Raw genomic sequence first — 12,546 nt, 5'->3', positions numbered from 1 at the left:
GTCAAGATCTAAGTAAATGCTTATTTCCACTTTTAAATAAAGCGCTCTATAACCTTTACTGTTTCACTTAGACCTTCTTCATCTGTTTGGGTGAAGCGATCAGTAATAGGCGCATCAATATCTAATACCCCGATAATTTCTCCATTCTTTCTAACGGGTAGTACTATTTCTGATTTACTGTTAACATCACAAGCGATATGACCTTTAAATTGAGTCACGTCTGCAACACGTTGGATTTGCTTCTCTTTAACTGCCATTCCACACACGCCTGAACCTATTTTAATATGAACACATGCAGGTCGACCTTGAAAGGGTCCAAGTATTAGCTCGTTATTCTCGATCAAATAGAAACCGACCCAGTTAATTTGATTTAAATGCTCGTTTATAAGTGCAGAGCTATTACTTAAAATAGCGATTAAGTGGTTCTCACCCTCAAGAAGTGCATTTAATTGTTGATTCAGTGCTCGATAGTTAGTAGGTTGAACTTGAGTCATTGCTTTACCTCTTTCCTTTTTTCTGTATAGTATAATAAGTATACTTATTAATGACAATTTTTAGCTCTAATTTCAGTGAAGACGTGACTTTCACATGGATCACTCGTCTGTGAAAGCCTAAAAGGTATTATTTAATTTAATATATTCTCATATTAACCTCTTTTATCTATTTAAATTGACAGGCGACTTACGTTATAATGAAGAGTGATTAAATAGGAGGAGAAGGCGAATGGTAATCTTGTATATAGTGTTAGCGATACTCATTTTAATAGTTATTGCTATCGGGATCTTATTCTATATGCGTTCACAAAAAACGCGCACGATTGAACAAGCAGAAGAACGTAAAGTAAAAATTGAACAACTACCTTATGACAAAAGTTTAAATCAATTGTCTGAACTAGAATTGACTGGCGAGACAAGAGATCGCTATGATTTATTGAAACACCAAGCGACTGAAAGTAAGAATCACTATCTCATTCCTGTTGAAGATAAGATTCAACAAGCTGAAGTACATCTAGACAAGTTTCGTTTCACTCAAGCACAGACTGAAATTGATGAAGCACACGAACTCATGGATAAATATGAGGAGAATTATAATTCTTTAAATTCAGATGTTGAAGAAGTCTTCTCTGTACATAGGGAAAATGATGAATTATATAATCTCTGTCAAACAAATTATCGTGAGATGAAAAGAGATGTATTAGCTAATCGTCACCAATTCGGTGAAGCAGCAGAGCCCCTTGAAAATGAAATAGAATCATTTGCACCAGAGCTCGAGCGTTATAACGAATTAAAAGAAAGTGGAAATTATAATGAAGCTCATTCTCATATCAAAGCGCTATACGATGATATGGAATACTTAAAGGCTAATATGGAAGAAATCCCCGAATTAATTAAAGAAGCACAGAAAGAACTTCCCGGTCAATTTCAAGATCTTAAGTATGGTTGCCGAGATCTTAAAGTTGAAGGTTATGACTTAGATCATGTGAAAGTTGATAGTAATCTTCAAACGCTTAAAACTGAATTGAGCTTTGTTGAACCGATGATTAGTCGTCTTGAATTAGAAGAAGCTAATGACAAGCTCAATGCGATAAACGATAAGTTAGATGAGATCTATGAGCTGATAGAACACGAAGTTAAATCTAAAAATAACGTCGAAGAATCAAAAGAGGTTATAACGGACAATCTATTTAAGGCGAAAGACACGAATTATACACTACGTACTGAAATTGAATATGTACGTGAAAATTATTATATCAACGAGAGTGACGTACAGAACGTAAGACAATTTGAAAATGAAATTCAAAATCTTATTTCAGTCTATGATGAAATTCTTAGAGAAATGGCTAAATCAGCTGTTCGCTATAGTGAGGTTGAAGACAACCTTAAGTACATAGAAGAACATGTGAATGTCATAAACGAAAAACAAGAAAAACTTCAGAATCATCTCATTCAATTACGTGAAGACGAAGCTGAAGCAGAGGAAAATATTCTTCGTGTACAAGGCAAGAAAGAAGAAGTGTATAGACGATTATTAGCTTCCAATTTAACGAGTGTGCCTGAACGTTTTATTATTATGAAAAACGAGATTGATTACGAAGTGCGTGAGGTTAACAAAAAATTTAGCGTTAGACCTATTCATGTCAAACAGCTTAAAGATAAAGTAGCTAAAGTCGTATTACAAATGAATAAATTCGAAGATGAAGCGAACGATGTACTAGTAAATGCAGTCTATGCTGAGCGAATCATTCAATACGGTAACCGTTACCGTAAAGATGATACAAACGTAGATAAGAGCCTCAATGAAGCAGAACGATTATTTAAGAATAATCGTTATAAACGTGCTATCGAAATCGCTGAGCAATCACTTGAATCTATTGAGCCAGGTATAACTAAACAAATAGAAGCCCGAGTGACCGAAGAACAGGATCTGTGATTTAGTGTTTGGGGCACTGAACCAAATAACTTCCTTCAAAGGAGGAGGCTGGGACATAAAGGTCTTTAACTAGAGAGAAAGAGGCTGGGACATAATGTAATGTCCCAGCCTCTTCAACTTCTCGGCAGTAGATGACTGATTTGAAAATGTGCTTGTATCAAGCTTTTTTCAATTCTAGTCATCCTTGCCGGGGCGGGACTACGAAATCTTTTTATTCAAATTAGATTTCTGTCCCGCTACCATATACGATATACACGTGATGTTATTAAATTTTTTAAAATGTTATTCTGTATGATTTATGGCAATCTGTTATAGGCAACTGAAAGATGAGTATGATAAGATTGTTACGTTATAAGGAGGAACTAATGTGATTTATCTAGATAATGCAGCAACAACAGAACCTAATAACGATGTCTTGGAATCTTTTGTTAAAGCGAGTCAATCGTTATACTATAATCCTAATAGTCCTCATAAAGCAGGAAATCAAGCTGAACAATTACTTATGCGAACTAAATCACAAATTAATAATATTCTAGGACTTAATGATGAGTTTAACATCCTGTTTACTAGTGGTGCTACAGAGTCTAATAATATAGCTCTGAAAGGTATTGCGTACCATAAACGTGACGCCGCACCGGAAATTATTACTTCCGTCTTAGAGCACCCTTCAGTATTAGAGGTTGTAAGAGCCTTAGGAGAAGAAGGATTTAAAGTAAAGTATTGTCGGGTAACTTCTGAAGGTAAGCTTGACCTCAGTCATTTACAATCTTTAATGACAGATTCAGTAGGATTAGTAACCTGTATGTATGTAAACAATATTATGGGGCAAATTCAACCCGTGTCGGAAGTAGGAGCTATTGTTAAACAATATCCTAAAGCACACCTTCATGTAGATGCTGTACAAGCTATCGGCAAGATTCCTTTAAATTACACCAATATTGATAGTATGAGTTTAAGCGGACATAAATTTAACGGTTTAAAAGGTCAAGGTATATTATTTATTAGAAATTTGCATCATCTTCAAACTACGATTCACGGTGGAGGGCAAGAGTACGGTTTACGAAGTGGCACCGTTAATTTACCTCTCGATATTGCAATAGTCAAAGCGCTAAGATCTAACGTTATGAAGTTAGATGAAAACTATACGAAAATAAAACGTTTTAACGAAGATTTACGAGAATTTCTTAGCAACTACAAAGGGGTATATATTAATTCTCCTCATAATGCGGCGCCTCACATTCTGAACATAGCTCTCCCAGGGGTAAAAGGAGAAGTAGTAGTCAATGCATTTTCAAAGTATGATGTAATGCTCTCTACTACCAGCGCTTGTTCTTCTAAAGAAGCGAAGTTAAATGAGGTCCTATTAGGTATGAAGATTAATGATGCACGCATTGAAGGATCTATACGTATATCATTTGGAAATACGACAACTTGCAATGATATTCAAGAATTTAAATCAGTTTTTAAGAATGTTTATGACGAAGTTAAGGAGATGTTACTATGATAGCTGATCATATCCTAGTTAGATATGGTGAACTTACGCTCAAAGGATCTAACAGAAAGAGTTTTGTTAATCAATTAAAGGTCAATGCCCAACGTGCGCTTTCAAATTTAGATGGCTTTAAACTGAAGGCTAATCGAGATCGCATGTATATAGAGCTCAGCGATGAAGCGGACACATCCGCTATCATTCAACGTCTGACACAAGTGTTTGGTGTAAAATCAGTCAGCCCTGTTTTTAAAATAGATAAAACGTTAGAAGCGGCAAATAGACAAGCGGTTGCTTTAGCGAATGCCTACCAACCTAATCAGACATTTAAAATTAACGTAAAACGTTCGGATAAAGGTTTTCCTATGGAAACGTTTGAATTGCAAAGAAAAATAGGAGCAGCCGTACTAGAGAACACAGAGGATCTTACTGTAGATGTACATGAGCCAGATCACAATATTCATGTAGAAGTTCGTCATGATGCAATTTATGTATATGATGAAATTGTAGATGGTCCGGGTGGCTTACCTGTAGGTACAGGTGGAAAAGCCTTGTTGATGCTGTCTGGTGGTATAGATTCGCCGGTTGCTGGGATTGAAATAATGCGTCGTGGCGTAACGGTGGAAGCGATCCATTTCCATAGCCCACCCTTTACAAGTGAAAAAGCCAAGGAAAAAGTGATTGAACTAACTCGTATAATGTCTAAACGTGTAGGAACGATTAAGTTGCATATCGTTCCATTTACTGAAATACAGAAGCAAATTAATAAAGTCATTCATCCGCGTTACACAATGACTTCTACTCGTAGAATGATGATGCGCATCGCTGATAAACTCGTGCATCAAATTGAAGCTGACGCAATTGTAAACGGTGAGAACTTAGGTCAAGTTGCGAGTCAAACGTTAAAGAGTATGTATGCTATCAACCACGTAACGTCTACGCCAGTGTTGAGACCACTATTAACGTTAGATAAAGAAGATATCGTTAAGAAAGCAAGAGCTATCGGCACTTTTGATATTTCAATTGAGCCTTATGAAGATTGCTGCACTATCTTTACACCTAAGAATCCAGTTACAGAACCTAAGTTCGCTAAAGTAGAACAGTATGAAAGTGTGTATGATTTTGATGAAATGATTGAGCGCGCCACTGCGAATATTGAGACTTTAAACATAAATGAAAGTTATCAAAGTGAAACTAATTCATTAACAGAAGAATTAGCTGATGATTTATTTTAAAGTTCGTTAATATAACATTAGATATGAGAAGTTATCTAACTTTTAATTATGGGTTATGAAAGTAAGTAAGTGTCAGGATATAAAGTGCTTGGATAAATGAGATAAGAGGTCGGGACAAAAGCGTTTAGGATTTGAGCAGGGGCCCCAACACAGAGAAACTGGTAAATAATGTAATGTCCCAACCTCTTTCAGCATCTTGGCAGTAGATGATTGAATTGAAAATGCGCTTGTATCAAGCTTTTTTCAATTCTAGTCATCCTTGCCGGGGCGGGACGACGAAATCTTTTTATTTAATTAGATTTCTGTCCCGCTCCCACAAGCACAGCAAGTTGGGGTGGGCCCCAACAAAGAGAAACTGGTAAATCAGTTTCCCCAAGCAATGTAAGTTGGGGCGGCCATACAAAAGCGAAGCCGGAGGGAGCGGGATAGATATCTTTTTGATTTCTATCCCGCTCCCTCGTCTCGTACTTTTCTTATATCAACTGCCATTATTACAAAGCTAATTTCCTCTTAACTTTATTGATGACTCTAACCGACAGTCGAATGAAATCCAATATAGCGTTCATCAATCTATTAACAGGTGCTACATTAATCTTTCTTTTATTATTCATAACTATACAGATATCACAGCTTATGTTTAAATAATAAATATCTGTATGAAAAGGAGGACCTGTAATGTCAAAAAAGCGAATAATCGCTATTATTCTAGCTGTAGTCATTATACTAGGTGGTATAGTAATGAGTTCTATATCCGCAGTGGTATCGACCATTTTTAATGATAATTCTGATAGCGCGTTGGATCCATTTACAGAAGAAGTAGAAAAGAGTGGGAACAGTAGTAAGCGGATAGCGCATCTGACTCTTAATGGTGAGATAACTCAAGATGGTGAAAGCGGTGGTTTATTAGGAGGAAATGGCGGATACAACCATAGCTCTTTCCTAAAGCAACTCGATGATGTGAAAAAAGATAGTTCAGTCAAAGGTGTATTATTAACAGTGAATTCTCCAGGTGGTGGCACATATCCAAGTGACGAAATTTATCAAAAGATTAAGCAGATTAAACAGAAGGATAAAAAAGTCTATGTTCAAATTAAAGATATGGCAGCTTCTGGTGGTTATTACATATCGTCACCCGCAGATAAAATTTACGCTGGACCACAATCTATGACAGGTTCTATTGGCGTAATTATGTCTAATGTCGATTATTCAGATTTTCAAAGGAAATTAGGTATTAAAGAAAATGTTATTAAGTCAGGTAAACATAAAGATATATTAAGTAGCTCGCGCCATATGACTCCTGAAGAGAAGAACATCATGCAATCTGTTATTGATGATAGTTTTGATCGTTTCGTTGATGTAGTAAAAAATGGTAGACACATGTCTGAATCTAAAGTTAGAAAGTTAGCAGATGGTAGGGTTTATAGCGCACAACAAGCTAAAAAGAATGGTTTAATTGACCAAATCGGTTATGAAAACAATGCGCTGGATGCATTAAGCAAGGATATCGGTGTTAAAAAACCCGAAGTCTTTACTTATTCTGCTGATAATGGATTTTTATCTTCTATATTTAGTGCTAAAACCTCAATCAATGGTGTTAAAAACAGTATAGAAGAGCTAAAATCTGCTATTCATAATGACTCAAAAGCTAAACCAGAATACTTGTATGAAGGGTAGGTGAATATAATGAGTGACATTTCTTCGCCTGAAATTACCAACAGCGATCTCGATAGGAATGAGCAGCAAGAAGTTGATGAGATATATAAGGAAAGTATAATAAATCAAGTGTACGCTGGCTTTGGAATTCGCTTTGTCAGCTTTGTAATAGATTGTCTCATTATAAGTGGTTTCCAAGGTTTAGTATTTAAACCTATTTATCATGCCACTCATATAGATGAAGTCAAATTATGGATTAATTATTTCAGTATTGATCATTTAATTACTGCTTTAGTCTTTTATCTCTACTTTGTATTGATGACTAAATATTTTAAACAAACCTTAGGCAAAATGATATGCAATATTAGAGTAGAAAGAGTGGATCGTGCAGATCTGAAATGGTCTGATATTCTTTTTAGAGAGTGGATAGGACGGATTATTAGCGGTGTTTGCTTTAATTTGCCTTACCTCGTAGTTCTATTTACACCTAAACATAGAGGGATACATGATTATTTCGCTAATACAGTCGTTATTAGAAATAAGTTTGCATCAGTATTTTACTTGAAAAAATGAGTTTAGTTAGGGTTGAACGTTGTTATTAATATAATGTAAGCGTTATAATAAAAATAAGAGGAATGATAGTTATTTCAAAATCAAAAAATAGCTTGCCATTTCTCGGTGGAATTCTGTTCGTTTAAATCTTGATACAGGATAAGAAATGTTCGAGTAATATAAAGTTTACATTATTGTAGAAAGTATTTAAAAATAGGTTATATTGAGGTTGAGACATAAAGTTTCTGAACTCTGAGAGACCGATTAACGGCGTACCAATAACAGGATTGACGACAGAAACGCTCATGATTCGGGAGCGGGACAGAACTCTAATTTGAATAAAAAGATTTCGTAGTCCCGGCCCGGCAAGGATGACTAGAATTGAAAAAAGCTTGATACAAGCGCATTTTCAAATCCTAAACACTTTTGTCTCGACTTCAGTAATGTACCATCACACAAATTCAATCCGCTTGAATTCATAAAACCTGAACTGAGGGTTATTTGTAAAAGAGGTATAAAAGTAGTTGGTGACTGGATTCTAAACGGTTAATAATTAATTTCAAATATTCGTAGTCAGTTATCGGACCTTTAGATAACGATACCAATGATATTTCCGTTATCCACTTAACTACAATCAGTTTAAAAACGCTAATATTGACAACACATATTATCCTGTCCATAATGATTGAATACATATTTAAGCAAGGCACCTTAATCATTTCGTAAAAACTTACCTTGTTCATCTATGTAATCTCTTATGGACAGTTTTACTATAGAAAGGACAATATTATGACTGAAGAACAATCTATCATGGAGAAACTTTTTAAAGTGTTAGATGAAAAAACTAAATCTCTACATGAAGAAAATGGACAAAGCTTAGTTGAAAATCTAGGGTTAGCGATGGAGTTCGTGTATACACAAGATAGAGAGCTGCTTGAACAGGCGACCCTTCAAGATCGGAGAAAGGCTTTTCAGTTTGCTTACCTAAGTCTACTACAAGAAGAGCAAGTTCAAGCCAATCATCAAATTACTCCTGATTCCATTGGACTAATACTTGGTTTTCTCGTTCAGAGATTTATGTCTAATTATGATGAGATGCATGTCGTAGATTTAGCTAGTGGTGCAGGTCATTTGAGTGCTTCAGTTCATGAAGTTCTTACAGATACCACACTGATGCATCATTTAGTAGAAGTGGATCCTGTACTATCAAGAGTGAGCGTGCATTTAGCTAACTTTTTGGAAATACCGTTTGATGTTTATCCTCAAGATGCTATTAATCCTCTTCCGTTTGAAGAAGCGGATGTAGTTATCAGTGATTTACCGATAGGGTATTATCCAGTAGATGAACGCAGTGAGCAAATGAAACTTGGTTTTAAAAAAGGACATAGTTTTTCTCATTATTTACTTATTGAACAAGCTATTCAGACACTCAAACCAGCTGGATATGCGTTCTTAGTAGTGCCAAGTCAAATATTTGAAGGACATAATGTGAAACAGTTGCAGAATTATATTGCAACAGAAACAGAAATGCAGGCATTCTTACATTTACCGAAAACACTTTTCAAAAACGAACAAGCGCGTAAATCACTGTTGATTCTACAGAAGAAGAAAGCCAATGTAACTAGACCTGTAGAGGTTTTATTAGCAAACATTCCGGATTTTAAAAATCCTCAACAATTTAAAGGTTTTATGCAAGAATTAAACGAATGGATGGGGCAAAATCACTCTTAATTGAAACTGTATTATTCTTGATAATTAACTGTGATAATGGTTAAATATAATTAAAGAGAAATGTTAATTGGAGGTCGCGGGTATGTCAAAGTTAGTTTTAGCAATCAACGCTGGTAGTTCTTCTTTAAAGTTTCAACTTATAGAAATGCCAGAAGAAAGATTAATTTCAAAAGGGTTAATAGAACGTATCGGTTTAGACGATTCTGTTATTACAATCGAGGCCAACGGGGAGAAATTTAAAGATGTCAAAGATATAGCGGATCATGTAGAAGCAGTAGATATTATGCTTGATAGTTTAATTGATCATGGTGTCATCAGTGATATTAACGATTTAGATGGAACAGGACATCGCGTCGTGCATGGTGGTGAAGCTTTTCCTAATTCTGTATATGTTACAGATGAAGTTGAAGAAAAAATTGATGAATTAAGTGATTTGGCACCTTTACATAATCCAGCGAATCTGATGGGTATACGTGCTTTCAGAAAGTTATTACCTGAGTTACCGCACGTGGCCGTATTTGATACATCATTCCATCAAACAATGCCTCAGGAAGCTTACATGTACAGTCTTCCTTATAACTACTATACGGATTACGGTATCCGTAAATACGGTTTTCATGGTACAAGCCACAAGTACGTGAGTAGAAGAGCAGCTAGTCTATTAGATAAGCCGATCGAAGACTTGAGATTAATTACATGTCATATCGGTAATGGAGCTTCTCTAGCCGCTGTGAGTGGGGGAGAATCTATAGATACTTCTATGGGCTTTACGCCACTAGCTGGTGTCACTATGGGAACTCGATCTGGTAGCATTGACCCAGCACTCGTACCATATATTATGGAGAAGACAGGTAAAAATGCTGCAGAAGTAAGATATACTCTGAATAAGGAATCAGGCTTACTTGGACTTACGGGTAAATCGAGTGATGTTCGTGATGTTGAAAAAGAAGCAGCGGGAGGTTGTGAACGTTCTGAACTTGCACTGAATGTCTTTGCAAGAAGAATTCACGGCTATATCGGTGCTTACGCTGCGCATATGTCAGGAACAGACGCAATCGTCTTTACAGCTGGTGTTGGTGAACATTCAGCTAGTATGCGTGCTCGCATATTAAAAGGTTTAGAGTTTATGGGGGTTAAACTCGATCCTGAAAAAAATGATTTGGTTGATGACGGTGAAGCAATTATTAGTACTGATGATTCAGCGGTTAAAGTCCTAGTTATACCTACGAATGAAGAAGTTATGATTGCAAGAGATGTCATAAAATACGGTAATGTGTAAGTTAAATAGATTAACTTAACTTGAGCTATATTGGCTTATAAGATTTAAATAGTGAATATTATGAAATAAGACACTCGTCGATTTAATGAAATTTGTCATTAAATTAACCGTAGTGTCTTATTTTTTGATACATTTATTAGTCGCTAAAAGTGATAAGAAAAGTTATTTTCCTGAAATGTAACAATCATTCGTCTAACGAAGATATAAGGCGGAATAGTGAGGTTGGCTTCACGAAAAGTGAGTTATATTAGTTAAAAAGGGAGCGGGACAGAAATCTAATTTGAATAAAAAGATTTCTGTCCCGCTCCCTTTTTAGTTGGGATTAATCTCCCGGACTTATCATACACTACGTATTTATTTTATTTAGTGCGTTTGGTATTTAGCTCTGAATTCATTAGTAGCAACTTGAGGTTGGAAATCTTCAGGCATTTCTTCAGTACGGACAACGAGGACATCACACGGTGCGTGGCGCACAATAGACTCTGAAACTGAACCGACTATAAATCGTTCTACAGCATTAAGTCCTGATGTACCACACATAATTAGATCGATACCTAATTCTGTTGCTAATTTTTTAGGGATAATTGCTTTAGGTGAACCGAATTCTAGGCGAGTCGTAACTTGATTAACTCCGGCTTCCGTAGCAACTTGTTTGTAGCCGTTAAGTAAGTCTTCTGAAAAGTTCTTTGATTTTTCGGTAAACTGAGCATCATAAACTTCGTATGAGGAATAAGTTCTTGAATCAATAACGTTAACTACAGTGAGCTGTGCCTCGTTACGTTTAGCCACCTCTACAGCTTTATTAAAAGCCCATTCAGCTTCATGCGAACCATCTACAGCGATTAAAATATTCTTATAAGTTAACATCGCTTTTACCCCCTTAACTCTTATTCACTTGTATTATACCACATTTAAGAAATTTTCATATGATACAAATATTTGAAATTTTTTTAACTTTTATGATTGCGCTTTCATTACTTCCACGTTAATATAAATTTGGAGGTGGAGAACATGCTAATTGGTATTCCGAAGGAGATAAAAAATAATGAGAACCGGGTGAGCTTATCACCTAGTGGAGTTCATGCACTCGTAGATCAAGGGCATGAAGTCTTAGTTGAAGCGTCTGCTGGATTAGGATCTTATTTTGAGGATAAAGATTATGAAAAAGCTGGCGCTAAAATTGTAGATTCTCAGGCTAAAGTTTGGGATGTTGAAATGGTTATGAAAGTAAAAGAACCCTTGGAAGAAGAATTTCAATATTTTAAAGAAGGGTTGATTCTTTTCACATACCTTCATTTAGCCAATGAAGGTGAGCTCACTAAAGCACTTTTAGATAATAAAGTGGTTAGTATAGCTTATGAAACGGTTCAATTACCCGACCGCTCATTACCATTGTTAACACCTATGAGTGAAGTGGCTGGAAGAATGGCTTCTCAAATCGGAGCTGAATTCCTACAGAAATATAAAGGTGGTATGGGAATCTTACTTGGAGGCGTACCAGGTGTAGCTAAAGGTCGTGTAACTATTATAGGTGGAGGACAAGCGGGAACGAATGCTGCTAAGATAGCATTAGGTCTAGGAGCAGACGTAACGATTCTTGATGTCAATCCTAAACGCTTACAAGAATTAGAAGATCTATTTGGAGGTCGCGTTCACACTATAATGTCTAACCCTTTAAATATAGAAGAATGCGTTAAAGAAAGTGATTTGGTAATAGGCGCTGTCCTCATACCAGGTGCCAAAGCGCCTAATCTCATTACTGAGCAAATGGTGAAACAAATGAAGGATGGGGCAGTCATAGTGGATATAGCTATTGATCAAGGTGGTATATTTGAAACGACTGATAAGATCACTACCCATGATGATCCTACATATAAAAAACACGGTGTGGTTCACTACGCAGTAGCAAATATGCCTGGCGCAGTACCGAGAACCTCAACTATTGCATTAAATAATGCGACATTGCCTTATGCTTTGCAACTCGCTAATAAGGGATATGCGCAAGCTTTAGCAGATAACAAAGCGCTCTCTTTAGGTTTAAATACGATTGACGGTAAGCTAACGAATAAAGCTGTTGGTGAAGCCTTAGATATAGAATATATTACTGTCGAGGAAGGATTGCGCTAACCTGACATTTTCTTTAGTGCTGTACAGGTTAGAGTAAATCAGCTTAATAA

General features: G+C 36.1%; 11 protein-coding genes. 8 read left to right on the top strand and 3 right to left on the bottom strand.

All coding sequences use genetic code 11. From position 1 onward, the window contains the following. Nucleotides 1-32: 32 nt before the first annotated feature. Complete coding sequence (msrC, locus tag N9R04_RS05475; protein WP_262855576.1) at nucleotides 33-494, bottom strand: free L-methionine (R)-S-oxide reductase MsrC; 462 nt, start codon at nucleotides 492-494, stop codon at nucleotides 33-35. A gap of 229 nt (nucleotides 495-723) precedes the next feature. Here msrC and ezrA point away from each other — a divergent pair, with 229 nt between their 5' ends. From ezrA to N9R04_RS05450, 5 genes are all read left to right on the top strand, one after another. Next, nucleotides 724-2,430, top strand: a complete 1,707-nt coding sequence (gene ezrA, locus N9R04_RS05470; protein ID WP_262855575.1) for a septation ring formation regulator EzrA — start codon at nucleotides 724-726, stop codon at nucleotides 2,428-2,430. A 367-nt stretch (nucleotides 2,431-2,797) separates the two neighbouring features. Then, nucleotides 2,798-3,934 (top strand): cysteine desulfurase family protein, encoded by a 1,137-nt coding sequence (locus tag N9R04_RS05465; RefSeq protein ID WP_262855572.1) that lies wholly within the window; start codon nucleotides 2,798-2,800, stop codon nucleotides 3,932-3,934. Next, a complete protein-coding gene (thiI, locus tag N9R04_RS05460) occupies nucleotides 3,931-5,154 on the top strand; it encodes a tRNA uracil 4-sulfurtransferase ThiI (protein ID WP_262855571.1) in 1,224 nt (407 codons plus the stop codon). Before N9R04_RS05465 ends, thiI begins: the two co-directional genes overlap by 4 nt. 675 nt (nucleotides 5,155-5,829) lie before the next feature. Further along, nucleotides 5,830-6,828, top strand: a complete 999-nt coding sequence (sppA, locus tag N9R04_RS05455) for a signal peptide peptidase SppA (RefSeq protein WP_262855570.1) — start codon at nucleotides 5,830-5,832, stop codon at nucleotides 6,826-6,828. Between the two features lie 9 nt (nucleotides 6,829-6,837). Further along, nucleotides 6,838-7,380: an RDD family protein gene (locus tag N9R04_RS05450; RefSeq protein ID WP_262855569.1), complete on the top strand. Its 543-nt coding sequence runs from the start codon at nucleotides 6,838-6,840 to the stop codon at nucleotides 7,378-7,380. Between the two features lie 121 nt (nucleotides 7,381-7,501). Here N9R04_RS05450 and N9R04_RS05445 read toward each other — a convergent pair whose 3' ends face one another. Next, nucleotides 7,502-7,666, bottom strand: a complete 165-nt coding sequence (locus tag N9R04_RS05445; RefSeq protein WP_262855568.1) for a hypothetical protein — start codon at nucleotides 7,664-7,666, stop codon at nucleotides 7,502-7,504. 482 nt (nucleotides 7,667-8,148) lie between these two features. On the opposite strand from N9R04_RS05445, the gene N9R04_RS05440 reads away from it, so the two are divergent. Beyond that, nucleotides 8,149-9,090, top strand: a complete 942-nt coding sequence (locus tag N9R04_RS05440) for a class I SAM-dependent methyltransferase (protein ID WP_262855565.1) — start codon at nucleotides 8,149-8,151, stop codon at nucleotides 9,088-9,090. Between the two features lie 82 nt (nucleotides 9,091-9,172). Beyond that, on the top strand, nucleotides 9,173-10,369 hold the full coding sequence (locus N9R04_RS05435; protein WP_262855563.1) for an acetate kinase: 1,197 nt from the start codon (nucleotides 9,173-9,175) through the stop codon (nucleotides 10,367-10,369). A 363-nt stretch (nucleotides 10,370-10,732) separates the two neighbouring features. Here N9R04_RS05435 and N9R04_RS05430 read toward each other — a convergent pair whose 3' ends face one another. After that, entirely contained in the window at nucleotides 10,733-11,236 is a 504-nt protein-coding gene (locus N9R04_RS05430) for a universal stress protein (RefSeq protein WP_262855561.1), read from the bottom strand. Nucleotides 11,237-11,380: 144 nt separating this feature from the next. On the opposite strand from N9R04_RS05430, the gene ald reads away from it, so the two are divergent. Then, nucleotides 11,381-12,496, top strand: a complete 1,116-nt coding sequence (gene ald, locus N9R04_RS05425) for an alanine dehydrogenase (protein WP_262855560.1) — start codon at nucleotides 11,381-11,383, stop codon at nucleotides 12,494-12,496. Nucleotides 12,497-12,546: the final 50 nt, after the last annotated feature.

Source organism: Staphylococcus marylandisciuri (genome assembly GCF_025519785.1).
GTDB classification, from domain to species: Bacteria; Bacillota; Bacilli; order Staphylococcales; family Staphylococcaceae; genus Staphylococcus; species Staphylococcus marylandisciuri.
Note: the sequence above shows the minus strand (reverse complement) of the source record. Positions and strands in the feature narration are given on the sequence as shown.

Coding starts and splice junctions, on each gene's coding strand:
- N9R04_RS05445 (WP_262855568.1), bottom strand. CDS start 7,666: ATGAGCGTTTCTGTCGTCAATCCTGTTATTGGTACGCCGTTAATCGGT.
- msrC (WP_262855576.1), bottom strand. CDS start 494: ATGACTCAAGTTCAACCTACTAACTATCGAGCACTGAATCAACAATTA.
- sppA (WP_262855570.1), top strand. CDS start 5,830: ATGTCAAAAAAGCGAATAATCGCTATTATTCTAGCTGTAGTCATTATA.
- thiI (WP_262855571.1), top strand. CDS start 3,931: ATGATAGCTGATCATATCCTAGTTAGATATGGTGAACTTACGCTCAAA.
- N9R04_RS05450 (WP_262855569.1), top strand. CDS start 6,838: ATGAGTGACATTTCTTCGCCTGAAATTACCAACAGCGATCTCGATAGG.
- N9R04_RS05440 (WP_262855565.1), top strand. CDS start 8,149: ATGACTGAAGAACAATCTATCATGGAGAAACTTTTTAAAGTGTTAGAT.
- ald (WP_262855560.1), top strand. CDS start 11,381: ATGCTAATTGGTATTCCGAAGGAGATAAAAAATAATGAGAACCGGGTG.
- N9R04_RS05430 (WP_262855561.1), bottom strand. CDS start 11,236: ATGTTAACTTATAAGAATATTTTAATCGCTGTAGATGGTTCGCATGAA.
- ezrA (WP_262855575.1), top strand. CDS start 724: ATGGTAATCTTGTATATAGTGTTAGCGATACTCATTTTAATAGTTATT.
- N9R04_RS05435 (WP_262855563.1), top strand. CDS start 9,173: ATGTCAAAGTTAGTTTTAGCAATCAACGCTGGTAGTTCTTCTTTAAAG.